Annotated in this window: 18 protein-coding genes and 1 pseudogene; 14 read left to right on the top strand and 5 right to left on the bottom strand. The window is 50.6% G+C overall.

Translation table 11 applies throughout. The annotated features are described in order from the left end of the window. Positions 1–215 precede the first annotated feature (215 nt). Both DEF47_RS11220 and DEF47_RS11215 read left to right on the top strand, forming a co-directional pair. Positions 216–2894 carry an ATP-binding protein gene (locus tag DEF47_RS11220; protein WP_012189804.1) on the top strand — a complete coding sequence of 893 codons (2679 nt, stop codon included), beginning with the start codon at positions 216–218 and terminating at the stop codon, positions 2892–2894. A 38-nt stretch (positions 2895–2932) separates the two neighbouring features. Continuing rightward, positions 2933–3628 (top strand): response regulator, encoded by a 696-nt coding sequence (locus DEF47_RS11215; protein ID WP_012189805.1) that lies wholly within the window; start codon positions 2933–2935, stop codon positions 3626–3628. Here DEF47_RS11215 and DEF47_RS11210 read toward each other — a convergent pair. Further along, positions 3625–4799, bottom strand: a pseudogene (locus tag DEF47_RS11210) (CaiB/BaiF CoA transferase family protein). The gene DEF47_RS11215 and the pseudogene DEF47_RS11210 sit on opposite strands and share 4 nt — an antisense overlap. Before the next feature lie 196 nt (positions 4800–4995). Between DEF47_RS11210 and DEF47_RS11205 the strand changes: the two are divergent. The 4 genes from DEF47_RS11205 (at position 4996) to DEF47_RS11190 (ending at position 10327) form a co-directional block, all read left to right on the top strand. Further along, positions 4996–6138, top strand: coding sequence for an ABC transporter substrate-binding protein (locus DEF47_RS11205; RefSeq protein WP_012189808.1), 1143 nt, complete (start codon positions 4996–4998; stop codon positions 6136–6138). Between the two features lie 93 nt (positions 6139–6231). After that, positions 6232–7959 (top strand): ABC transporter permease, encoded by a 1728-nt coding sequence (locus tag DEF47_RS11200; RefSeq protein WP_012189809.1) that lies wholly within the window; start codon positions 6232–6234, stop codon positions 7957–7959. A 17-nt stretch (positions 7960–7976) separates the two neighbouring features. Next, positions 7977–9068 (top strand): ABC transporter ATP-binding protein, encoded by a 1092-nt coding sequence (locus DEF47_RS11195; protein ID WP_012189810.1) that lies wholly within the window; start codon positions 7977–7979, stop codon positions 9066–9068. Between the two features lie 17 nt (positions 9069–9085). Further along, positions 9086–10327 (top strand): amino acid ABC transporter substrate-binding protein, encoded by a 1242-nt coding sequence (locus DEF47_RS11190; protein WP_012189811.1) that lies wholly within the window; start codon positions 9086–9088, stop codon positions 10325–10327. 125 nt (positions 10328–10452) lie between these two features. Here the strand turns inward: DEF47_RS11190 and DEF47_RS11185 are convergent, their stop codons facing one another. Both DEF47_RS11185 and DEF47_RS11180 read right to left on the bottom strand, forming a co-directional pair. Further along, on the bottom strand, positions 10453–10815 hold the full coding sequence (locus DEF47_RS11185; RefSeq protein ID WP_012189812.1) for a hypothetical protein: 363 nt from the start codon (positions 10813–10815) through the stop codon (positions 10453–10455). A 21-nt stretch (positions 10816–10836) separates the two neighbouring features. After that, positions 10837–11181 (bottom strand): hypothetical protein, encoded by a 345-nt coding sequence (locus DEF47_RS11180; RefSeq protein ID WP_041304440.1) that lies wholly within the window; start codon positions 11179–11181, stop codon positions 10837–10839. Between the two features lie 299 nt (positions 11182–11480). Between DEF47_RS11180 and DEF47_RS11175 the strand changes: the two genes are divergently transcribed. Beyond that, a complete protein-coding gene (locus DEF47_RS11175; RefSeq protein WP_012189813.1) occupies positions 11481–13727 on the top strand; it encodes an N-acetylmuramoyl-L-alanine amidase in 2247 nt (748 codons plus the stop codon). A gap of 44 nt (positions 13728–13771) precedes the next feature. Here the strand turns inward: DEF47_RS11175 and DEF47_RS11170 are convergent, their stop codons facing one another. Continuing rightward, on the bottom strand, positions 13772–14989 hold the full coding sequence (locus DEF47_RS11170) for a cytochrome P450 family protein (protein WP_012189814.1): 1218 nt from the start codon (positions 14987–14989) through the stop codon (positions 13772–13774). Positions 14990–15163: 174 nt separating this feature from the next. After that, positions 15164–16303: a hypothetical protein gene (locus DEF47_RS11165; protein WP_012189815.1), complete on the bottom strand. Its 1140-nt coding sequence runs from the start codon at positions 16301–16303 to the stop codon at positions 15164–15166. Positions 16304–16399: 96 nt separating this feature from the next. On the opposite strand from DEF47_RS11165, the gene DEF47_RS11160 reads away from it, so the two are divergent. From DEF47_RS11160 to kdpC, 7 genes are all read left to right on the top strand, one after another. Further along, entirely contained in the window at positions 16400–19087 is a 2688-nt protein-coding gene (locus DEF47_RS11160) for a DUF4118 domain-containing protein (protein WP_012189816.1), read from the top strand. 5 nt (positions 19088–19092) lie between these two features. Beyond that, a complete protein-coding gene (locus DEF47_RS11155; RefSeq protein WP_012189817.1) occupies positions 19093–19788 on the top strand; it encodes a response regulator in 696 nt (231 codons plus the stop codon). A 380-nt stretch (positions 19789–20168) separates the two neighbouring features. Further along, complete coding sequence (gene kdpF / locus DEF47_RS11150; RefSeq protein ID WP_287045132.1) at positions 20169–20258, top strand: K(+)-transporting ATPase subunit F; 90 nt, start codon at positions 20169–20171, stop codon at positions 20256–20258. Next, positions 20259–21998 (top strand): potassium-transporting ATPase subunit KdpA, encoded by a 1740-nt coding sequence (kdpA, locus tag DEF47_RS11145; protein ID WP_012189818.1) that lies wholly within the window; start codon positions 20259–20261, stop codon positions 21996–21998. A gap of 10 nt (positions 21999–22008) precedes the next feature. Beyond that, the gene (kdpB, locus tag DEF47_RS11140) at positions 22009–24102 is read left to right on the top strand and encodes a potassium-transporting ATPase subunit KdpB (protein WP_012189819.1); all 2094 of its coding nucleotides are present in this window, start codon (positions 22009–22011) and stop codon (positions 24100–24102) included. A 9-nt stretch (positions 24103–24111) separates the two neighbouring features. Beyond that, the gene (locus tag DEF47_RS11135; protein ID WP_012189820.1) at positions 24112–24378 is read left to right on the top strand and encodes a hypothetical protein; all 267 of its coding nucleotides are present in this window, start codon (positions 24112–24114) and stop codon (positions 24376–24378) included. Further along, positions 24378–24959: a potassium-transporting ATPase subunit KdpC gene (gene kdpC / locus DEF47_RS11130; protein WP_012189821.1), complete on the top strand. Its 582-nt coding sequence runs from the start codon at positions 24378–24380 to the stop codon at positions 24957–24959. The genes DEF47_RS11135 and kdpC overlap by 1 nt, the downstream gene beginning before the upstream one ends. Positions 24960–25030 lie beyond the last annotated feature (71 nt).

Raw genomic sequence — 25030 nt, 5'->3', positions numbered from 1 at the left:
ACAAGCATTGCCAATTATGGCATTGTTTCTAGCGCATTGCAATCAGAGCGCAAGCCACAAAGAACAACAACATTCGATTTGACCAATTGTAGACAGCTAGCTATGCTTAATCGTAGGAGCCAGCATGGTTCCATTCATGCTGACTCACGATTCCACAGACTGCTCAAGTATCCGTTCACCACAGGTTATACCACCCAACGGAGTAAGGAATTACGATGATCCAGTGGTTGCGCCAATCGCTGCTCCGCCAAGTATTCAGTGGCTATTTATTATTTGGGAGTGTGATTATTGGGGTTGGTTTAGTGATGAATGGCATTGTGCGTCAGCAACTGATGCGCGAGTTTCAGGCCAGCGATCAAGCCTTAGGCCAAGCCATCGCCGTGCAAACCGACAGTCGGCTGCAAAATGCCCGCGATTCATTAGTCGCGTTGGCCGCCTTAGATCCCGAAATCTTTACCACAAGCGCCTATCCCGCGATGGAGAATGCATTTAAGGCCTTCAAGGCAGCCCGCCCAGATATTGATCGGGTTTATTGGATCGATCGGCGTGGCCATATGCAAGTTTCAGTTCCCTACGATATTCGCACGCTTGGAACTGATTTTAGCGAGGAACGAATTTTTCTGCGGGCAAGTCAAGCTGATACGCCCTTTATCAATGGCGGCTCGGTTGATCTAACCACATTTAATGCGGTGGCAATTATTGCGATTCCCATTCGTGATCAGCAAAACCAATTTGTCGGAATTTTGGCAACCAATGTGCTTTTAGCCGATTTTAGCCAGCCCTTGAATCTGATTGTGAATCAACCAAGCCAGCAAGCCCAAGGCTTGCGCCTGAGTATGCTTGATGATCGCGGGATGTTAATCGCCAGCCAAGAGCGTGAGCGCTTACTCCAGCCAATTGGCAGCGAAATCCCAGGCGTTGAGGCGGCACTGCTAGGCCAGCCAACCAGCCAACTTGGGCTTGATCTGCAACAACAGCAATGGTTATATAGCTCGGTTCCAGTTCCTAGTGTTGGCTGGGTGGTGATTGTGCAACGCCCTGCAAGTGCAGTTTTTCAAGTTGTCAATCGCTTTAGCACTTGGCTGTTGGTGGTGGCTTTGTTGTTTGCTGGTGGTGGTTGGCTTTTCTGGCTTTTTTTGGTGCGCCATATGATTCATCCCTTGCATCATTTGGCCACGAGCTATCAGCTGGTCGAGCCTACGGTCAATCGCCCGAAAACCAGCCAGCTCAGCGTTCGCCACGATGAAGTTGGGACGCTCGCCCGCTCGTTGCAACGGCTTGATCAGGATATTAGCAAACGCCTGAGTGAACTTCAAATTTTATTGGAGACCTCGAATGCAGTGGTCGGCACGCTTGATCCGCAAACCGTTATTGATACAATTACCCATGAAGTGCAGCGCTTAGTTGATAGCCAAGCGGTTGTGGTTTTAGTGCCCGATGATCATGGAGCCTTGCGCGTTTTAGCCAGCACAGGCCGTAGTAAAGCCTATGATCAGACTGTTTCAGTTCAACCAAATGACCCCTTATCGCCCTCGGCTACTGCCTTGCGCCAAGGCCAACCAGTTCAAATGTTGGCCGATAGCGGCGAGTATTTCCCAGCGTCGATTGCCAAACAAGGCTTTCGTTCCTTGCTAGCGATTCCGATTATTAGCCATCATGTCGGCAATGTGGTGGTAATGGTCTATCGCACCAACGCCCAAGCCTTCGATGCCAATGATCTAAAATTGCTCTTGATGTTTGCCAATTACGCAACCCTTGCCTGGGAACACGCGGTGTTGTATGAACGCAGTGATGTGCGCTTACAAGCGGTTGCCCACGAAAATGAGCAACTTTATTTGGCGGCAACCCATGAAAAACAAACCTTAGCCGCAATTATCGATAGTATGCGCGATGGGCTGATTCTGGCAGGCGTTGATGATCGGTTGCTGGTGGCGAATCCGCGTGCCCGTACACTTTTAGCGCTTGGCGATGGGGCAATCGATCAGCTAAGCTTAACTGAAATCTATCAACGCCTACGGCAGCAGGCGGTCGATCAAGCACAGTATGATCGCGGTTTTGCCCAAGCCCAAAGCCGCCAGCCGCAGGTTTGGCTGCTCGAAACGGTCAACGATACCAATACCATTGTTTTTGAGATCCACCATTTCCATGTTGGTGATCAGCAACAGTTGATTGGCTATGGCTTGGTCTTGCGCGATATTACCCATGAACATGAAGTTGAGCAATTCAAAACAACCCTGCTGGCGGCAGTTGGCCATGAGTTACGCACGCCATTAGCTGCAATTAAAGGCAATGCCTCGACCCTGCTGCAAGATGATATTGTTTGGCCGCTGGCTGAGCAACGTCACTTTTTAAGCACGATTAGCAGTGAAGCCGATCGCTTGGCCAGTATGGTGACCAATTTGCTAGATATCTCACGCTTTGAAGCTGGATTATTGCCACTCCAGCGTGAATGGTATGCACTCGATCAACTGATCGCTGCCGGAATTCAGCGCGTGGCCCGTCCAATCCCACGCTTGGAGCTCGATTTACCTACTCCAGCCCCAGCGATTTATGTCGATGCTGCTCGCTTTGAGGTCGTGATTCGCAATTTGGTCGCCAATGGGTTAGCCTATGGCGAAGGCTTTATTCAAATTCAGGCTCGTTGTGAGCAACAGCACTTAATTGTTCAGGTGCGTGATGATGGCCCAGGCATCGCCAACCATGATCTGCCCTATGTTTTCCAGCGCTTTTATCGCGCACACCATGGCATTCAACGTCGTTCGGGTGGCACTGGCTTAGGATTGGCGATCTGCAAGGCCTTTATTGAAGCTCATGGCGGTAAAATCTGGGGTGAAAACGATCAGGCTGGAACAACGATAGTCTTTCAAATTCCAATCGTGGGCAACGCCGGATAATGCTGATTCGATGATCGCTTGATGAAGGAGCACTCTGCATGGCAACGCAGCCAGTTCGGGTATTACTTGCCGAGGACGAAGATGTTTTACGGGATTTTATTCGGCGGAATCTCCAGGTGCGTGGGTTTGAGGTGTTGGAAGCAACCAATGGGCTTGAGGCCTTGGCGCTGTGGCATACTGAACAACCCCAATTAATTATTTTGGATTTAATGATGCCGCGTTTAACGGGCTTTGAGGTTTGTCAGCGCATTCGCGAGCAATCGATTGTGCCAATTATTGTGCTAACTGCCTTGGATGCCGAGCGCGATAAAGTTATGGCCTTTGATTTAGGCGCTGATGATTATTTATGTAAACCTTTTGGGGTCGATGAGTTACTGGCGCGAATTAGGGCAGTCTTGCGACGTAGCCAATGGAGTGTTCAGCCCCAAGCTTCAGGCACCAAACGCTATGGCGAGTTGGAGATTGATCTTGAAGCGCATAGCGTTCGGCGAGCAGGCCTCGATGTGCGGTTAACCCCAACCGAATTTGCCCTCTTGGCCTATCTGATCACTCATCCCAATAAAGTGCTGACCCATCGCATGCTCTTGCAACACGTGTGGGGCGATCAATATCGCGATGAAGCTGAATATTTACGGGTCTATATTGGGCGCTTACGCCGCAAACTCGAAGCTGATCCCAGCAATCCACGCCATTTGCTGACCGAGGCCGGCATTGGCTATCGCTTTGTTAGTTAGATCATGGCTTGGGTTTTCAATATCTCAATCTCGGCTTGGGTATAGCCAAGCTCGTGCAAAATAGCCTGAGTAGCAGCACCCAAAGCTGGAATACCCTGCATTGCTGGGGTAACGTTTGACCAATTGACTGGTGGCAGTAGCGCTTGAATTGGCCCAACCTCGCTCATCACGCTGCGCCAACGCCCTCGCGCCGCCAATTGCGGATGCTGCCAAAAATCTAAAACGCTATTTAGTCGGGCGTTGGCAATCCCCAAAGCATCAAGCTGGGCTAGCGTTTGATCAAGATTCAACGCGCGGGTATGCTGATTGATTAGGTTTTCTAAGGCTTGACGATTCGCCACCCGCTGACTGACCGTTGCAAACGCTGGTTGCTCGATCAGCGCTGGTTGGCGCAAAAAAGTGCCACAAAATTGCTGCCACTCGCGCTGGTTCTGCACTGCCAAAAAGACCTGCCCATCAGCACAATCGAATGCTCCATACGGCGCAATCGCGGCATGTTGCAAGCCAGTGCGTGGCAAATTCTGGCCGCTATAGCCACTATAATACGCCGGAAAACCCATCCATTCGGCTAATGCCTCAAATAGGGAAACCTCGATCTGGCAGCCTTCGCCAGTTGCTTGCCGCTGATATAAAGCAGTCAAGATGCCCGTGTAGGCATACATTCCACCAGCAATATCGGCAATTGGAATACCAACTTTGGCTGGTTGATCGGCGCTGCCAGTTACCGAAACCGCGCCCGCCTCGCATTGAATCAATAGATCATAGGCTTTTTTATGCTGATACGGCCCGCTACTCCCATAGCCCGAAATATCGCAGACAATCATTTGGGATTTGCGCGACGCAACGTTTCGGCACCAAAGCCTAAGCGTTGGCTCGCTTGTGGCGCTAAATTTTGAATAAAAACATCAGCCGTTGCTAATAATTGGTGCATAATCACTTGCGCTTGTGGCTGCTTCAAATCGAGCGTAAGGCTTTCTTTACCACGATTCAGCCAGACAAAGTGCGACGATAAGCCGTGAACAGCCTGATCGTAGTGACGAGCAAAATCGCCAGCTTCAGGCCGTTCGATTTTAATCACCCGCGCCCCCAAATCGGCCAATTGACGGGTAGCGAATGGCGCAGCAACCGCTTGTTCAAGGGCAACAACCGTAATTCCAGTTAATGGCAACATAGATACCTCATAGGCGCTAACCCAATTTCAATCCTAGATATACCTGAAATTTGGCTTAATTTTGCAAATATTTATATTTTGTTTACGCCGAGCTAATTAATTTTTACGTCGTTTTTACATTGATCAACTAAGCTACTACTCAATCCAGCGACGCACTGAACAACCCTCCTCTCAAACAAGCGACGGAGTAAACCCAATGAAAAGCCATTTCACGCGCATTGTGGCGCACGTGTTCACTGTCGGACTCATGGCCTCGTTGATCAGTTGTGGGAGCACGCAAGTAACGCCTACCGTCAGCCAAAGTGCCCAATCAGTTTCAGCCTCAAACGCCGATCCCGCTTTAGTTGAAGCCTCAAAAAAAGAAGCCGATGGTATTTTGATTTATTCGATTATGAGTGAGAAAAATTGGCAGCCAGTGATTCAAGGCTTTAACGCCAAATATCCTTGGATCAAAGTAACAACTGCTGATTTAGGAGCTTACGAGGTATTCGAACGCTACTACACCGAAGCCGCTGGCAATGCCCGTACTGCCGATTTTATCTCCACCACCGCGCCTGATGGCTGGATCAACTTTATCGATAAAGGCGAAGTCCAGTCGTATGTTTCCAGCGAAGATGCCCAAATTCCTGAGCTTGGCAAAATTGCTCAAGGGGTCTATGCCGCCTCAACCGATCCGATGGTCTTTATTTGGAACAAGCAATTGGTCGCTGATCCGCCGCAAACTATGGCCGAACTGATCAGCATGATCGAAAAAGACCCCAGCGCCATGCAAGACAAATTGGTGAGCTACGATGCCGATGGCGAAGGCTTTGGCTATGGTCTCAACTGGTTTTATACCAAGGCCAAAGGTGCTGATGGTTGGAAAACTTTAGAAGCAATTGGTTCAAGCCAGCCCAAAATTTTAACCTCTGGCGGCAAGATGATCGATTCAGTGCTTTCGGGCGAATCCAGCATCGGCTACTTTGTCTCGAATATCACAGTTCAGCCACGCTTGGAAGCTGCTCAACAATTGCTTGGCTATAGCTTTGTGCCTGATGCTCAAGTTGTCGCGGTGCGGGGCATGGCAGTCACCAAACATGCTGCTAGCCCTAATTCAGCCAAATTGCTACTCGATTATATTCTCTCAGCCGAAGGACAAATGGCCTTCTCGCAAGGTGGCTTAACCGCCTATCGCCCCGACATTGCCGCCTCTGCGCCACTGCATCTTTCGCAAGTAAGCCAAGCGGTTGGGGGCGAGCAAAATATCATCTTCTCACGGCCCGATAAAGCCCTGGCTGACCCTCAACAACGCAGCCAGTTCCTCAACCAATGGAAACAAGCCCTCGGTCGCAACCAATAAGCCCCACTTAACTTAAATGGTGCTGGGTAGAGCGCTGTAGGCCAGTGAGCCGGCTTACAACGCTCTACCCAGCACCATCCAAGGAGTTTGCAGATGGCAGCAACAGCCCAGACTCGCCCAATTAAGGCGATTGCAAAAGCACCCAAATGGCGGCTCGATCGGGTTATTCAATGGTTGATCGCACTGGCAGTCGTTGGTTTAGTCTTATTTCCAACTTGGCCAATTCTCTATCAAAGCCTCTTAGAAAAACCCTTGTACGAAGCCAGCAATACCCTGAGTTTGCAAAATTTCCCACGGGTTTTGGGTAATCCCAAAATTTGGCAGGTGATCGGCAATACAGCGGTTTTTATGCTTGGCAGCACGATTGTGGGAACCCTGATTGGAATTGGCTTTGCAGTGCTCTTGATTCGCACTGATCTGCCTGGGGCGCAATGGCTGCAAAAATTGATCACGATTCCCTACTATGTTTCAGCACTGATTTTGGCCTTTGGCTGGGCGGTGATGTATGGCCCCCAAGGTTTTATGACGGTGATGGTGCGCGAATGGGGCTTGCCAACCTGGAATCTCTATACGATGCCAGGCTTGATTATGGTCAGTGCGCTCTATTTTATGCCGTTGACTTTTATGTATTGTAGCTCCTCGCTGAGCATGGCCGACCCGCAACTGGAATCAGCCGCACGGATTGCTGGCGCAAAACCGTTGCGCATTTTGCTGCGCATTACCATCCCCCTGATTCGGCCTGCAATGCTATATGCGCTGGTATTGACCATGGTTTCCAGTATCGAATTACTATCAATTCCCTTGGTGCTCGGCGAAAGCGCCCAAATTGATGTGCTTTCAACCTTTCTCTATCGCACAGCGCTGGTGAGCGGGACGACCGATTATGGCACCTTGGCAGTTGTGGCAATTATGGTGGTGCTGTTTATTTCAGTCTTGGTTATGCTGCAAAACCACCTGATGAAGCAAGAACGACGCTTTGTATCGGTCAGCGGCAAAATCTCACGAGCGCGGGTTTTGCATTTAGGCTGGTTGCGCTGGCCTTTGGGATTCGTCGTCTATCTGTTTGCGGGCTTGACGATTTTGGTGCCGCTTGGCGGGATTATTCTGCAAGCCTTCACGCCATTTCTCAGCGCCCTGATTAATCCATTTTCAATTTTGACTATGGATAATTTCAAACAAGCCTTTGAGTTTGAAACCTATCGGGTTGCGATTATCAATAGTTTGTTGATTGCAGGCGTTGGCGGAGTCGTCGCAACCCTATTTATGGCAGCCGTTGCCTTATTGACCTATCGCTCGAAATTCCCGATGCGCGGCGCAGTCAAATATATCGCCCAATATCCACGGGCTTTTCCGGGCACCATTATCGGCTTAGGGTTTTTATGGGCGTTGCTCTCGTTTCCGGCCTTGGGCGGTCTACGCAATACAATTTGGATTTTGATCATTGCCTACACCATGCGCTATTTACCATTAGGATTTAGTGCGATGAGTCCCTCGATTTTGCAAATCTCCGATGAGCTTGATCGGGCGGCGCGAGTGAGCGGCACAACGTGGCTAGGAGTGATGCGCCATATTATGCTGCCATTGTTACGGCCAGCGTTGCTTACAACCTTTACCCTCTTATTTATCACCTTTTTAAAAGAATACTCAGTAGCGCTGTTTTTGTTCACCCGTGGCTCGCAAGTGATTGGCACAACCATGCTCGAAGTTTGGGCGCAAGGTGGGCCTGGCCCAGCCGCCGCCTTGGCCGTAATTCAATTATTAATTATTGGGGTTGTGCGCTGGCTAAGTAGCTTTATTCCGACGGTCAAAGTTCGCGAATAATTGGTAAGGAGCAACCGATGAGCAACATTCATCACGATTCAGCCGGATTAACCATCGAACATCTCAGTAAAATGTATAATCGCAGTGCCAAAGCGCTTGATGATCTTAGTTTGTCGATTCAAGCTGGCGAATTGGTCAGCTTTTTGGGGCCATCAGGCTGTGGCAAAACCACCACACTCAACTGTATTGCTGGGCTAGAACATCCCGACACTGGCACGATTCGGGTTGGCGATTTCGTGCTGACCGATAGCGCCAAAAAGCTCTTTTTGCAACCTGAAGATCGCCAACTTGGCATGGTGTTTCAATCGTATGCACTTTGGCCGCATATGACGGTTGCCGATAATGTTGGGTTTGGCTTACGGGTCGCTAAAATCGCCAGCAGCGAGATCAAACAGCGGGTAGCAACAATTTTAGAGTTGGTTGGATTAGGTCATGTTGCCGAGCGCTATCCCTTCCAACTTTCGGGCGGGCAGCAGCAACGGGTAGCGCTAGCCCGCGCGGTGGTAACTGAGCCACGCCTGCTCTTGCTCGACGAGCCATTATCCAACCTTGATGCCAAAGTGCGGGAGCAAGCTCGCACATGGCTGCGTGATATTCAAAAACGCCTGGGCATTACCACCGTCTATGTGACCCATGATCAAGCTGAAGCGTTAGCGATGTCTGATAAAATTGCCGTAATGTCGGCAGGTAAACTTGAGCAATTTGATACGCCGCAAGCAATTTATGAACAACCAGCAACCCGTTTTGTAGCCGAATTCATTGGAGCAACCACCTTTTTACCAGCAACCGTGGTACAGCATGCACCAACGCTGAGCCAAGTCAGCCTGAGCGATGGCACATGCCTTGAGGTGCGCACAGCGCTCAAGCTCCAACAACACCAAACAATTGATTTGGGCATTCGCTCCGAACGGGTGCAAGTAGCGACGAGTGATCATCAGACCAACGTGATTGCTGGGGCAATTCGCAGCTCGGATTATTTGGGCGCAAAATGGCATCATCAAGTTGAAACCACAATTGGAGCCTTGATGGTCGAGACCTTGGATTACACCAGTGGCAATGTGCGAATTTATTTGCCGCCTGAAGCATTGATGGTCTTGAAAGCGGCTTAAAGCATACGAGGTCGGTTATGTGGCAACAACGCTGTTGGCTTCGACGCTTAGCTTATTTGATGATCATCGGTTTGTTAGGCGGTTGTATCAGCACCAGTGCCAACCAACAACCGCTGGTGATCACCTTTGGCGCATCGATCTCGATTACTGGCAAAACCGCCAAAGAAGGCGAATATGTGCGTGATGGGTATCAATTTTTTGTTGATACCCTGAATGCCCAAGGTGGGATTCTGGTCGGCGGCCAACGCTATCAGTTGCGTTTACGTTATTATGATGATGAATCGAACCTCGAACGCACAGCTGAGCTGTATGAAAAATTAATCAATCACGATCAAGTTGATTTTTTATTGGGGCCATATGGCTCGGATGCTACCAGCGTTGCGGTAGCGATCGCCGAAAAATATCATATTCCATTGGTTTCGGGCCATGGCTCGGCCAGCAGCATTTATGCCAATAACTATCACTATATTTTCAGTGTGCAAACGCCCGCCCGCCACTACTTAAACGGAGTGATGGATGCAGTATTGGCGGCTGACCCAAGCCTCAAAACGCTGGCCCTGTTGAGCGAAACCGATTCGTTTTCGCAGGATGTCGCCCAAGGTGTGCGTGATTACGCCCAACAGCGCGGCTTAAACGTGGTTTATCATGGCGATTATCCCAGCGATGCGCGTGATGTGAGTCATCATTTAAATATCATTAAGCAACTTCAGCCCGATATGTTGCTCGGTGCAGGTCATCTGCAAGAGGCTTTGTTAATTGTCAAGCAAGCCAAAAGCCTCGATCTTAGCCCTAAAGCAATTGGATTAAGTGTGGGGCCATTATTGCCGCAATTTCGCGCTAATTTACAACATGATGCCGATTATATCCTTGGCCCAACCCAATGGACTCCTGCCCTCGACTATCATGGCGATGATAGCTGGCAAACCCCAGCGGCTTTTGCCCAAGCCTTTCGTCAGCAATACCCCCAATATAAATCGGTGCCCTATCAAGTTGCTGAGTCGGCGGCATCATTGATCGTCTTTCAACGGGCCTTTGAGCGGGCAGGAACGATCGATCGCTTAGCGGTGCGCGATACAATTAAAGGCTTAAAACTTGATACTTTTTTCGGGCCGATTCAATTTGACGCGCAGGGCGTAAACAGCGAAAAGCCCATGGCAGTTGAGCAGTTGCATCCTGATGGTCAAAAATATACGGTATTTCCCCAAGCCGTGGCCGAACAACCACTGTTGTATCCCATGCCCACGTGGAGTCAACGCTAGCAGCTTTATTTGATTGTGGTGTGGACATAAATTTATCGGTGCATTGGCATAGCAGCAAGGCCATTCAGCGAACAAATGCCCTGCGATAGGTGGGGCGTTCGGGTGTACAAATCGTGGGTTTACCTCTAATACGCTGGATCAAACCATTCAACATTGACAATCGTCCGTTCCGCCGTATAGTCAAGGTCTAGAAAGTGATACTGTGCCCTGATACTTCCATGGTCGAGTTCAACCGTGCCAAGCGCGACCATTGCACTCATCGTCCATGTCGCAGCACCGACAAAGCGGCGCTGGAAGATTTTTCTGATGACCGTCAGGGGCACGGGATAGGGGATGGTCAGCGGCGAGACCCGTCCACCGTAAGAGGTAACCAGGACCGCGACGCTTCCATCTTGGACGAGACTTTCAAGGATGGCGGTCGTATCGGCCAACACTTGCTGATCGGGAAGCACGGCATCCAACAGCCGTTCGATTGTGGCAAGACTCATGGCTTGCTCCTAAGCAGTACACTAGTCAAGGTAAAAATCGGTGGTAAAGACCTGTCCTTCGTCATTGTAATACAGCCTGACAAAACAATACTGAGGCAGGATGGTGTCATCGTGGATAGTAATGTCTCCCAACCCAACAATCGCCTTCACTGGACCAAAGGTATAGTCCAACGCAGAGCATTCGAAGGTGGTGCGGATGACGGTGATCGGTGCATCGTGGGGGATGGGGATGAAGTGGTCGTCTTCCACTGCAGCCTGAAAGATGCCATTAACTGCCCATTCCTCAAGGATGTGGCGGGTATCGCGCACGATTTGCGCACGCGAGACAAAGGACTCCAAACATGATTCAAGCTCATCGATGGTCATAGCCCCTCCTGCGTGTAGTAGCGTACAAACATCTACTGCGAATTTGTGCGTCTTAGTCGAATCTGATGTGGTCATGAGGCCATGGATAATTCTGATCACATCACCTCATGGCCAAGAGTTTACCATGGAATTATCAGACAGCGCCCAAGCGCTCTTCGCGTCCTGCGCGGTTCCAAAACTTCGTGCGCTTCATGTTCTGCGTCGATCAAAACTCCTCAGCCAATTCTCAGTTCTTAATTAATTTTAAGCAGGTATACTAAACCTACGAGTTAGGTCTTTTAGTTGTTGAGGAAGCAATAATGAACCATCGTTGGTTACGATCACGTTTGCTGATCGTTTTTGTTATTTTAGGGCTGGGCCTTGGCTATTTGCCATTGCCAAGCTTTGCCAACAGCCCAAACCCAGCTGCCAGCAATTTGCATATGGCTTTCACCGCAGCTGCCGCCGAATTCCATGTACCAAGCGAAGTATTGCTAGCGCTGAGCTACAATCTTTCACGCTGGGAGCATCACGCAGGCCAGCCCAGCACCAGCGGCGGCTATGGAATCATGCATTTAACTCAAATCGATTTGAGCCATTGGCACGCCAGCAAAGGCCTTGATTGGGCCACACTACTTAAACAACCTGACGAATTGCAAACCTTAACTCAAGCTGCCAAGCTAATCGGCCAACCACCCAGCACATTAATCAATGATCCAGTGCAGAATATTCGCGGTGGCGCGGCGTTGTTGGCCGAATATAGCCGCAGCATCAACCCACGATTGCCCAACAATCTCGCCGATTGGTATGGCGCGGTGGTGTTGTATAGCGGCGGCAAAGAGCGTTCGACCGCGTTTGGCTTCGCCGATCGGGTCTACGCCACCTTGCAGCAAGGTGCAACTCGTAGCCTCGATAACGGCGAAGCGCTAACGTTGGCTCCAAGTACCATCACAATCAATCGCCAAAGTGCCGCTAGCTTGCAGCTGTATTTGGGTGATGATTTTCCGTTGGATTGCCCAACGACGCTCAATTGTGAAGTGATTCCAGCGGCCTATGCCTTGAATAACCCCAATGATCGCAGTGATTATGGTAACTACGATTTAGCCAATCGCCCAGCCGATGGCTTAGATTTTCGCTATATTTTGATTCATGACACCGAAATCACCTACACCCAAACCGTCAATGTGTTTCAAAATCCAGCCACTGGTGCATCAACCCATTATGTCATTCGGGCCAGCGATGGGCATATTGCCCAAATGGTTGAGAATAAAAACGTGCCTTGGCATGCAGGCAATTGGGATGTTAACGGCCACTCGATCGGCATCGAACACGAAGGTATTGCGATTGAAGGCGCAACCTGGTATAGCGAGGCCATGTATCAAGCCTCGGCGCAACTCACCCGCTATCTCGCCGATAAATACCAGATTCCATTAGATCGTAGCCATATTATTGGCCATGACGAGTTGCCTGGCCCGCTGCCGCAACATCAAGCAGGCATGCACTGGGACCCAGGCCCGTTTTGGGATTGGGCGCATTATATGGATTTGGTGCGTGGTGGCCCCGCACCCATCAGCAATCCCGATCCGCAGTTGGTTACCATTAATCCCAATTTCGATAGCAATATGCCCGCTTTGACCTATTGTTATAGCAGCAACGATTGCCGCGATGTACCAACTCAAAGCGCTAATTTTCTCTATTTGCACACGCAACCCAACGCCAACTCGCCCTTGATTACCAATCAATACATTGGCTCAACTCCGACTCACGCCAACAACTGGAGCAACAAAGTTGTTACAGGCCAAACCTATGTTGTCGCTGATCAACAGGGCGATTGGCAGGCGATTTATTTTGGTGGCCAGAAAGCTTGGTTCCACAACCCCGATGGCTCAAATACCACGGCGGGACAAGGGCTAAAAGTGCGACCAAAAGTTGGTCAAGCCACTATTCCAGTCTATGGGCGAGCTTACCCTGAAGCAGCTGCCTATCCTCAAGGCATTTCACCGCAGGCTATCACCCCAATTTACAGCTTACCCGCCGATAATATGGTGGTGGCAACGCAGCTTTACACCAGCACCTACTACTATTCGCCAGTCTATACCCCAACCCTTGATCCAAGCTCACATATCGTTGTCAGCGGCCAAACCAAGTATTATCAAATTAATTTCAACCATCGTTTTGGCTTTCTTAAAGCGAGCGATGTCGAAGTGCAATCGAGCGTTCTTAGTTTGACCACGCCTAAACTTGCGCAAAGCAATCTGCATGGTACGAGCATCACCTACACCCTGACATTGCGCAACCTCAGCCAACAAACTGTGCCAATTAGCCTCAACCTCATCGGCAATACTTGGCTAACCACCATAACGAGTGCCATGCCGAACGACCTTGGGCCAAATGCCAGCCAAACGATCACGCTGCGCGTCGATCTGCCGGCGGGGCCAAGCCCAGCGGCTGATCAAGTGTGGGTTAAAGCTCAAACCAGCGCCGACCCTGAACGCAGCGCTGTGCTCTTGCTGCATTCAAGCGCCGAAACTAATATCAACTTTTTACCGCTAATTACCAAGCAATAAATTCAAAAACGCCGTCTAGTTTAGGGCTAGACGGCGTTTTTAGGTTAAAATTCGACTGGCATTTCGATCATGCCGCGAATCAGCATGCCAGGCCGCCAAATCAATTCATGAGCTGGCACTGCTAAACGTAAATTGGGCAAGCGCTGCACCAACGAATTAATCGCAATTGCGCCTTCAAGGCGGGCCAACGGTGCTCCCAAACAATAGTGAATGCCATGACCAAAAGCAATGTGGTTATGCTCAGTCCGCGTAATATCTAGCTGATCAGGCGCGGCAAAATGCTGAGGATCACGATTGGCCGAGGTGATCACCGCTAGAATTTGCTCGCCACGCGGAATCTTAACCCCGGCAAACTCCAGATCTTCACAAGCCCAGCGAATTGTTGAGGTTTCGACTGGGCTGTCATAACGCAGCAATTCTTCGACGGCGTTACGAATCAGGTCGGGGGTTTCGCGCAGCAAATTCAATTGCTCAGGATGTTGTAATAAGGCCAGCATACCATTGCCAATCAAATTAACCGTGGTTTCGTGGCCAGCAACCAACAAGAAAAACACCAGCGAAAATAATTCTTGCTCGGTCAGTTTAGCGCCAGCCTCTTCAACCTGCACCAAAGCACTGGTCAAATCGTTGGCGGGGTTGGCGCGTTTTTCTGCGAATAATTCACGCAGATAATTACCAAACTCCTCCATCTCACCCGCCATGCGCGTAAAGCGATCTGGCGAAGGATCAACAGTCACCACCAAGCCCGACCAATAACGAAACTTTTCGCGATGATCCAGTGGAATTCCCAGCAATTCGGCAATGACGGTCAAGGGCAACGGGAAGGCATAGGCCGTCAGCAAATCGGTGCTGCGCGGGCCAGCCAGCATCGCATCGAGCAACTCATCGGCAATTTGCTGAATGCGTGGGCGGAGTTGCTCAACCAATTGCGGGGTAAAGGCCTTATGCACCATCCCACGAATGCGTGTATGGTCGGGTGGATCGAGCGCTAGCAAATGTTTAAACAACAATTGCACGACTGGTGGCATCACTGGCATGAGCTTTTGCTCTTCAGGATTGAGCACTTTGCGCCAATTTTTGATAAATCGTGGATCTTTCAGCGCGGCTTTAACATCCTCAAAACGAGTAATCATCCACAAACCACGACCATCGGGTAGGCTAATTCGGTGAATCGGGGCTTCGGCACGCAGAGCAGCATAGGTGGGGAAGGGGTCTTGGACGAACTGCTGATTGAATAGCTCAGCATAGGTCGAATGGATCATCGATACTCCTCTACATATGATCAATCCATGGCTCTATCTTAAGCTGTTTTTGATAAAGATCAAGTGGACAACATGCCTAAATCATGGTGTTGCGATAGGCGATGGTATGAGAGTAACAACCAAAAGCCCTTCTTCCATAATCTGGAAAAAGGGCTAAATCTAAGCACGTCCAGTTTAGATTTGGTAGGCGAGATCCTTAATTTGGGTCAGACTGGCATCCTGCAACCGCCCAGCCAAGTGCCGTTCCCGAATGTGGCAGGCCACGCCAACCAAGTGGCTCGCTCGCATAATTTGGTCGCCAAGTTTAATTCGATAGGGTTGTGGTGGCGGACGATCGGCAAAATCAACCAATTCATCAATTAAACCATCGTGGAATGGCCATGGATAAGGATCGTTAGGATCTGGTGGTGGTCGATCGACGATATCATGCTCAAGCCAACCTGTTAGTGTGCCAGCATAGGCCGACAGCTGATTGGCCAGATCGTGAATGGTTGGGCGGATACTGTCACGCCGATAGCTGGCTTGTTCGCTATCGCTATAGCGCTCAGCAACTGCCAGTTGAATTAAACCGCGCTGCACATTCACCGCCAACTCGCGTAAATCGCAGGGAGGAATCGGAATTGGTGGTACAGGCCAATCACGGTCGTGCAAATGCAGCCAATTCGGCTGGGGATACGGCCACCACCACGGGCAAATATCATCGTCATCAGGGAATAAGCCCGCCAAACTTGGCGCATTGATCAAGCGTTGGAACTGGGTTTGCATTTCAACCAAGGCCAAATGTTGGCTCAATTCGGCAAATTCAAGCTGTTGCGAATAAAATGCTACCGTATAGCCATCAAGGCTGCGTATAATATCCAAGATAAGTTGGCCAGCGTCGGGGATCGATTCATGGCTGAGTTGGCCGCGATAATGGCGAACACGTCGTTTGGGCCACCACCATGGCCGCGTCGGCAAACTCTCTTCGGGGTTTGGCCGATAGCTCACCAGATCGCTGGTGCCCAGTCCGATTAGCTCTTGTAGGTTACTTTCGAGATCTTTGAGGCCAATTTCGTAGACTTCGGCACTAAATGCGGGATCAGTTAGCTGCGAACTCATGGTTAGCATGGTCAGTGAGCGCAAGCAGCGAATACTGATTTTGGCACTTGGTGGCAATTCCATCGCATTGGTTGCGGTTAAGCCTGAATTGGGGGCACTCGCTGGAGCCGCTGCGGCCTGCCCGTGCTTGCCCAACACGCTACCAGCTGCAACTGCCGCCAAGCCGCTCGTCGTCAGAAACTTTCGCCGTGAATGAGGTTTGTTCAGTCCATCCATCACACAACTCCTGTTGGTTAATTCGATGGCGCTAGCTTAGCTCAATATATTGCTTAAAACTTGACATTTTCTACCAACCTATTGAAGGCTTTTCCGATGGAACATCAACGCCCAAATCCAGATCAACTGCTCGAACGGATTCAGAGTGCCAACCAACAAGCCCAACGCGGGCGTTTGAAGGTATTTTTTGGGGCGGCGGCAGGTGTTGGCAAAACCTATGCCATGTTGCAGGCCGCCCAACAACGCCGTGCCGAAGGCATCGATGTGCTAGTTGGCTATATTGAAACCCATGGCCGCGCCGAAACTGATGCCCTTTTGGTGGGCTTGCCTCAACTGCCAGCCTTGCAGGTTGAATATCGTGGCACAAGCTTACGCGAATTTGACCTTGATGCCGCCTTGGAACGTAAACCGAGCCTGATTTTGGTTGATGAATTGGCGCATAGTAACGCGCCCAATTTGCGCCATGCCAAACGCTGGCAAGATATTAACGAGTTGCTGCACGCTGGCATTGATGTCTATACCACAGTCAATGTGCAACATCTCGAAAGCCTGAATGATCTGGTGGCCCAAGTCACGGGGGTGATCGTGCGCGAAACGGTGCCCGATGCGGTGCTGGAATCCGCCGATGAAGTGGAATTGATCGATTTGCCACCCGATGAGTTGCTTGGGCGTTTGAATGAGGGCAAGATTTATATCGCCAGCCAAGCAGCGCAAGCGGCCCGCAATTTCTTTCGTAAAGGCAATTTGATTGCCCTGCGCGAATTGGCGCTACGCCGCACTGCCGATCGGGTCGATGCCCAAATGCAGCGCTACCGCCATGATCACGCGATTCCTACAACATGGCCAACCCGCGAACGCTTGTTGGTAGGGGTTGGCCCAAGCCCACTTTCCGAGCGCTTGGTTCGCGCAACCCGACGCATGGCCAACGATCTCAAGGCTGAATGGCTGGTGGTGTATGTTGAAACACCCAAGCATTTGCGGCTCAGCGAGGCCGATCGCGATCGGGTGACCGCAACCTTGCGTCTCGCCGAAAGTTTGGGAGCACAAATCGTCACGCTTGGCGGAATCAATCCAGGTGAAGAGATGCTGCGCTATGCTCGCCAACGCAATGTGTCGAAAATTGTAGTCGGCAAGCCAGCCCAGCCACGTTGGCGCGAGCTGCTTTTTGGCTCGATCGTTGATCAACTGATTCGCCAGAGTGGTGAAATTGATGTGTATGTGATCAGCGGCGAGCATGACGATACCCATAAACCCAACGCCAAACCAAGCCTACAACCCCATTCGCCAAAAATAAATTATGTCAAATCGAGCGGCGTGGTGTTAGCTTGCACAATGGTTTGTTATGGCATCTTTCCGCATCTCGAATTATCGAATTTGATTATGTTGTATTTGTTGGGGGTAACGTGGGTGGCGGCGCGTTACGGACGCGGGCCTGCGATCAGCGCCTCAATTTTAAGCGTAGCAGCCTTTGATTTCTTTTTCGTCCAGCCCTATTTGACCTTCGCTGTCTCCGATGTGCAATATATTTTGACCTTCATGGTGATGTTGATTGTGGCGTTGACGATCAGCACCTTGACCGTGCAAATTCAAGCGCAGGCCGAAACTGCCCGCCAACGCGAACGCCGCACCGCCGCGCTCTATGCCATGACCCGCGAATTTGCCAGCATTCGCGGCTTGGATAATTTGCTGCAAACAGCGGCTCAACATATTAGCAGCGTGTTTGAAGGCCAAACCGCAATCTTATTGCCCAACCCTAAGGGCCAACTGCGGCCAATTGTTGGTCAACAATGGCCATTCATCAGCGATCAACGCGAACTGATTACTGCGCAATGGGTCTATGATCATCAGCAAAAAGCTGGAATGCACAGCGACACCTTGCCCAGTGCCCAAGCTATGTATCTGCCGCTGATTGCGACGCGCGGAGTTGTGGGAGTCTTGGCATTGCAGCCAGAACAACCACGCCGTTTGCTCGATCCCAGCCATGTGCATTTGCTCGAAACCTTTGCCAACCAAACCACTGTAGCGATCGAACGTGCTCACTTGGCCGAAGAAGCGCAAGCTGCGAGCGTGCAAATTGAAACTGAACGTATGCGGAACTCGCTGCTTAGCTCAGTTTCCCACGATTTACGCACACCTTTGGCGGCCATTAGCGGCGCTGCCAGCACCTTGCTTGATCAAACCAACCAGCTTGATCAACACATCCAACACGAATTAATTCAAACCATCGCCGATGAAGGCCAGCGACTCAATCGGTTACTAAGCAATTTGTTGGATATGACGCGACTAGAGGCTGGCGCAGTTCAAGTGCATAAAGAATGGCAAGCGCTCGAAGAAGTGTTGGGCACGGCCTTGGCACGTTTAGCCCCGCAAATCGATCAACGTTCAATCAGCATCGAGCTACCAAACCAAGCGTTTGTGCCTTTCGATAGCATTTTGATCGAGCAAGTGTTGGTTAATTTGCTGGAAAATAGCCTCAAATATAGCCCCAGCAGCAGCCCGATTGAAATTCGGGCGGTTGAACGGATTGGTTTGATCGAAGTGCAGATTGCAGATCATGGGCCTGGGATTCCCCCAAGTGCGCTTGAAACAATCTTCGAGAAATTTTTTCGGGTGCAGGCCAAACGTTCAGCCAGCAGTGGGGTTGGGTTGGGCTTGACGATTTGCCGTGGAATTATCGAGGCCCATGGTGGTACAATTTGGGCCGAAAATCGCCCAGCTGGCGGCGCAATCTTTGCCTTCACCCTGCCAATCGAAGGCCAGCCACCGCAAATTCGAGGAGAATAGCGCTTATGTCAAACACAATTAACGTTTTGGTGATTGAAGATGAAGCACCCATTCGGCGTTTTTTGCGAGCTTCGCTGCCAAGCCATGGCTATCACTTGATTGAGGCTGAAAATGGCGAAGATGGCTTATTGCAAGCCGCCATGCAACGGCCCGCAATCATTATTCTCGATTTGGGTTTGCCCGACCTTGATGGCTTGCAAGTCACGCAACGGCTGCGCGAATGGACGAATACGCCGATTATTGTGCTTTCGGCGCGTGGCCGCGAGGACGATAAAATTGCAGCCCTCGATGCGGGAGCCGATGATTATTTGACCAAGCCCTTTGGTATGGGCGAATTATTGGCGCGTTTGCGGGTAGCCTTGCGCCATTTACACCAGCATGGCGGAGAAAAAGGCGAGCCAGTATTTCAAGTTGGCGCATTACGCGTCGATTTGGTACGGCGGCAGGTGTTTGTCGCCGAGCAAGAGGTACATCTCACCCCCAACGAATACAATTTGCTGACAACTTTAGTGCAACATGCTGGCAAAGTTATGACCCATCGCCAGCTTTTACGCGAAGTTTGGGGGCCAGCCTACACCGAGGAAAACCACTATTTGCGGGTGTATATGGGCCAGTTGCGCCATAAACTTGAAGCTGATCCCGCCCGCCCACGCTATTTACTGACCGAGCCAGGCGTAGGCTATCGCTTGGCAATCGAATAATTTTCGATCCACGAAGATATTCTAGCCACGAATTGCACGAATTACACGAATGGTTATTATTTTAGCCACAGATACGCACAGATGTTCAGGATTATATTACTATTCTCAACAGGACTCCCTCCATTTCCGCAGCCCATACTGATCCCTGACCCCTAGCCACTCCTTTGCCTTTTGCCTTTTGCCTTTTGCCTTTATCTTGATACTTTCTTGATCTCCTTTTGATCGATTTTGATGCCTGCTTGAGGTCTTTTCTGGTTGAATAGATCTGTTCAAGTTTGATTGAGGTTTGTCATGGATCTATGGTTTCTTGGGCTGTTTGTGGTTGTGGCGCTCCTAACTTGGGGCTTGCTACGCATGTGTGCTGCGTTGGGAGGCAATCGATGAGTACGTTATATCTGATCGCAGCAATCGTAACGCTGGGCTTAGTAATCTATCTGTTCTGGGCCTTGATGCAGCCTGAGGTGTTTTAAATGATTAGCAATAGTGTGATCCAAATTGGGATCTTTTTGGTGGTGCTGATGGCCTGTGTTGTGCCACTAGGCCGCTATATGGCCAAAGTTTATGGCGAAAACCCACCACTTCAAGGTTTTTTCGGCCCAATTGAGCGTTTGATCTATCGCTTGTTAGGCATCGACGCAAAGAGCGAAATGCATTGGAAGCATTATGCCCTAGCCTTGTTAGGATTCAATGCGATGGGCATGCTGTTGCTCTATGGGTTGCAACGGATGCAGGCATGGCTCCCGCTCAATCCGCAACAATTACCAGCGGTAAGCGCCGATTCTGCCTTTAATACCGCAGCCAGCTTTGTAAGCAACACCAATTGGCAGGGCTACGCTGGCGAAACCACAATGAGCTATCTAACTCAAATGTTGGGCCTGACGGTGCAGAATTTCGTCTCGGCTGCAACGGGTATGGCTGTACTTATTGGCTTGATTCGTGGCATCGCTCGCCGATCCACCAGCACAATTGGCAATTTTTGGGTCGATCTGACGCGCTCGACCATCTATATTTTGTTGCCATTAGCCTTGGTGTTATCAGTTACCTTGGTTTCGCAAGGGGTTGTCCAGACATTTAGTCCATCCCAAACGGTTGAGTTAATCCAGCCAATCGTCAATGCCGATGGCACGACGATCAGCCAACAAACGATTGCCCTAGGTCCAGCCGCTTCGCAAATTGCAATCAAGCAGCTTGGCACTAATGGCGGGGGATTTTTCAACGTCAATTCGGCGCATCCCTTGGAAAATCCAACGCCGTTGAGCAACTTTTTAGAATTACTCAGCATTCTGCTGATTCCAGCGGCATTGTGTTACACCTTTGGCCTGATGGTCGGCGATAAACGCCAAGGCTGGGCGATTCTGGCCACGATGACGATTATTTTGCTGGGCTTTACGGTCTTGGCGGTGAGCGCAGAACAAGCAGGCAATCCGCTCTACCAAAAACTGGGCGTTGATGATCAAGCCTCGGCATTACAGGCTGGCGGCAATCTGGAAGGCAAAGAAACCCGCTTTGGCATCGTCAACTCGGCTTTGTGGGCTACCGTAACCACTGCCGCCTCGAATGGCTCGGTCAATTCGATGCACGATTCGTATACACCGCTTGGCGGTTTGGCTCCGATGGTGCTGATGCAACTAGGCGAGGTGGTTTTTGGCGGCGTTGGCTCAGGCCTGTATGGCATGCTGATTTTTGCAATTATCGCGGTGTTTGTGGCGGGCTTGATGGTTGGCCGCACGCCAGAATATTTGGGCAAGAAAATCGAAGCCTTTGAGATGAAAATGGCAGCGCTGATTATCTTGATTCCCTGTGTGATGACCTTGTTGATCACAGCAATTGCAGTGAGCAGCGAATCAGGCCGCGCTACCGTGTTCAATAGCGGCGCACATGGCTTCAGCGAGGTGCTGTATGCCGCCACTTCAGCCGCCAACAACAACGGTAGCGCCTTCGCTGGGCTTGGCGCAAACACCCCGTTTTATAACACATGGCTTGGGATTGCGATGTTGGTTTCGCGCTTTTGGCTGATTGTACCAACCTTGGCGATTGCTGGCTCGTTGGCTGGCAAAAAGCTGATTCCGCAAAGCGCCGGAACCTTGCCAACTCATACGCCGTTGTTTGTGAGCTTGTTGATTGGCGTGGTGTTAATTGTCGGGGCACTCACATTTATTCCAGCGCTGGCGCTTGGCCCAATCGTTGAACATTTATTGCTGAGTTTATAAGGCGAGAACGATGAATCATTCACTACCAAAAAACCGCTCACTATTTGATCGAGCGATTGTTGTGCCAGCGCTCAAAGCGGCTTTGCTCAAACTTAATCCACGCTTGCAGGTACGCAATCCAGTGATGTTTGTGGTCTTTATTGGCGCGATTTTTACCACAGGCTTATGGATTCAGGCGTTATTGGGCAGCGGCGAAACGTCAGCCAATTTTAGCTTGGCAATCGCTGGTTGGCTCTGGCTCACCCTATTATTTGCTAATTTTGCCGAAGCCATGGCCGAAGGTCGTGGCAAAGCTCAAGCCGACACGCTACGTCAATCACGCCGCGATGTGCAGGCAGTTAAATTAAGTGGCCCACAATACAGCAGCAGCCAAACAATTGTTGCTGCTAGTGCCTTGCGCAAAGGTGATTACATTCTGGTCAGCGCTGGTGAAACAATCGCAGGCGATGGCGATGTGATTGAAGGCGTGGCGGCAGTCGATGAAAGCGCGATCACTGGCGAAAGCGCTCCGGTGATTCGCGAAAGTGGCGGTGATCGCTCGGCGGTTACTGGGGGCACGCGGGTGCTTTCCGATTGGCTAATTGTGCAAATTACTGCCAATCCAGGCGAAACCTTTCTCGACCGCATGATTGCTATGGTCGAAGGAGCCAAACGCCAAAAAACACCCAACGAGATCGCCTTGAACATTTTATTGACGGCCTTGACGATCATCTTTTTGATGGCAACCGCGACGCTGCTACCATTTTCGATCTATAGCGTTGAGGCCGTCAAGGCGCTCGACTCAAGCAGCCAAGCCTTGCCAATCACGGTCACTGCTTTGGTTGCCTTGCTGGTCTGCTTGATTCCAACCACAATTGGCGGTTTGCTCTCAGCAATCGGCATCGCAGGCATGGATCGCATGATTCAAGCCAATGTGATCGCGATGTCGGGGCGGGCGGTCGAGGCTGCAGGTGATGTTGATGTGCTGTTGTTGGACAAAACGGGCACGATCACCTTGGGCAATCGCCAAGCAACCAACTTTATGCCAGCTGCTGGCGTGGATATCAACGAATTTGCTGATGCCGCTCAATTGGCTTCGCTAGCCGACGAAACGCCTGAAGGTCGTTCGATTGTGTTGCTGGCTAACCAACGCTACAACATTGCCGAACGCCAAGCCAACCAGCTTGAGGCCGAATTTGTGGCCTTCACTGCCCAAACCCGCATGAGTGGCATCAATATCGCTGGTCGCCAAATTCGCAAAGGTGCAGTTGATGCGATTGAACGTTATGTGCAAACCCAACAAGGCAATTTACCAAGCGATGTGCGAGCCAATGTTGAAACAATTGCCCGCGCTGGTGGTACGCCTTTGGTGGTTGCCGATGGCAAACGAGTTTTGGGCGTGATTCAACTCAAGGATATTGTTAAAGGTGGCATGAAAGAGCGCTTCGGCGAACTACGGCGCATGGGCATCAAAACCGTCATGATCACTGGTGATAATCCTTTGACCGCTGCGGCGATTGCTGCCGAAGCTGGAGTTGACGATTTCTTAGCCGAGGCCACGCCCGAAGCCAAACTCAGCTTAATTCGCGAGTATCAAGCTGGCGGGCGCTTGGTAGCGATGACTGGCGACGGCACCAACGATGCACCCGCCTTGGCGCAAGCCGATGTCGCCGTGGCGATGAATACGGGCACAAACGCCGCCAAAGAAGCGGGCAATATGGTCGATCTCGACTCCAACCCAACTAAGTTGATCGAAGTGGTCAAGATTGGCAAGCAACTATTGATGACCCGTGGTGCACTGACGACATTTTCAATCGCCAACGATATTGCTAAATATTTTGCAATTATTCCAGCGGCCTTTGCCAGCACCTACCCAGTGCTGAACCAACTCAACATCATGGGCTTGGCCTCACCTGAAAGCGCGATTATCTCGGCGGTGATTTTCAATGCCTTGATTATTGTTTTTCTGATTCCCTTGGCTCTGCGCGGGGTGCGCTATCGGGCTGTCGCTGCTGCCCAGGCCTTGCGCAGCAATCTGCTGATTTACGGGCTTGGCGGCTTGATTGTGCCCTTCATCGGAATCAAACTGATTGATTTATTGTTGGTAGCCTTGGGTTTAGCCTAGGAGAAAATAATGAAACGCCGCACAACTACTTGGGTTTGGCTCGATGCAATCTGCGCTGGCATGATTTTGACAATTGGCGAAATTGAAATTCTCCATTTGAGCCATGCCTTAACTACATTTTTATCAATTGGCGTATTAATTATCGGCTATGCTGCACTTGGGATGTGGGTTTGGCATCAAACTGCGACTAATCCCACCCAAGGCCATTTGCAATACATTCGCCGCGACCAACAAGCAACGACCTATCGATGGATTAGTGACGAGGAAGATCAATAATGCGTACATTTTTTCGCCCAGCCTTGGCTGCGATCATCATATTCAGTGTTTTGACTGGAGTTATTTACCCAGCTTTAGTTACCGTGATTGCGCAAGTAACTTTTCCGGGCCAAGCTAATGGTAGCCTGATTGAGCAAGCAGGCCAGCAACGTGGCTCTAGCTTAATTGGTCAACAATTTGATCAGCCGGAATATTTTTGGGGTCGGCTTTCGGCAACTGGCCCAGTGCCCTACAATGCAGCAGCCTCAAGCGGCTCAAATTATGGCCCACTCAATCCAGCCTTAGCCGAAGCAGTTCAAGCCCGAATTGATGCGCTCAAGGCCGCCGATCCCAGCAATCAGTTGCCAATCCCTGTTGATTTGGTCACCGCCTCGGCCAGCGGGCTTGATCCCGAAATTTCGCCAGCTGCGGCAAATTACCAAGTGCAACGAGTCGCCGCTGCCCGCGGCTTGGCGGTCGAGCAAGTCCAACAGTTGGTTGAGCAGCATACAAGCCAGCGCACCTTAGGGGTTTTAGGCGAGCCACGAGTAAATGTGCTGCAATTAAATATCGCACTCGATCAAATTAAATCGCTTGATTAACGGTAATAATTGTGCCCTGACCCCCTCGCCCACTGCGGCGGGCGAGGGGAGCTTCAGCCGTCATGATGGAG

The sequence above is a fragment of the Herpetosiphon sp. genome (assembly GCF_003512625.1).
GTDB lineage: Bacteria > Chloroflexota > Chloroflexia > Chloroflexales > Herpetosiphonaceae > Herpetosiphon > Herpetosiphon aurantiacus.
The sequence above is the reverse complement of the archived record's forward strand: the minus strand, read 5'-3'. Positions and strand labels throughout refer to the sequence as shown.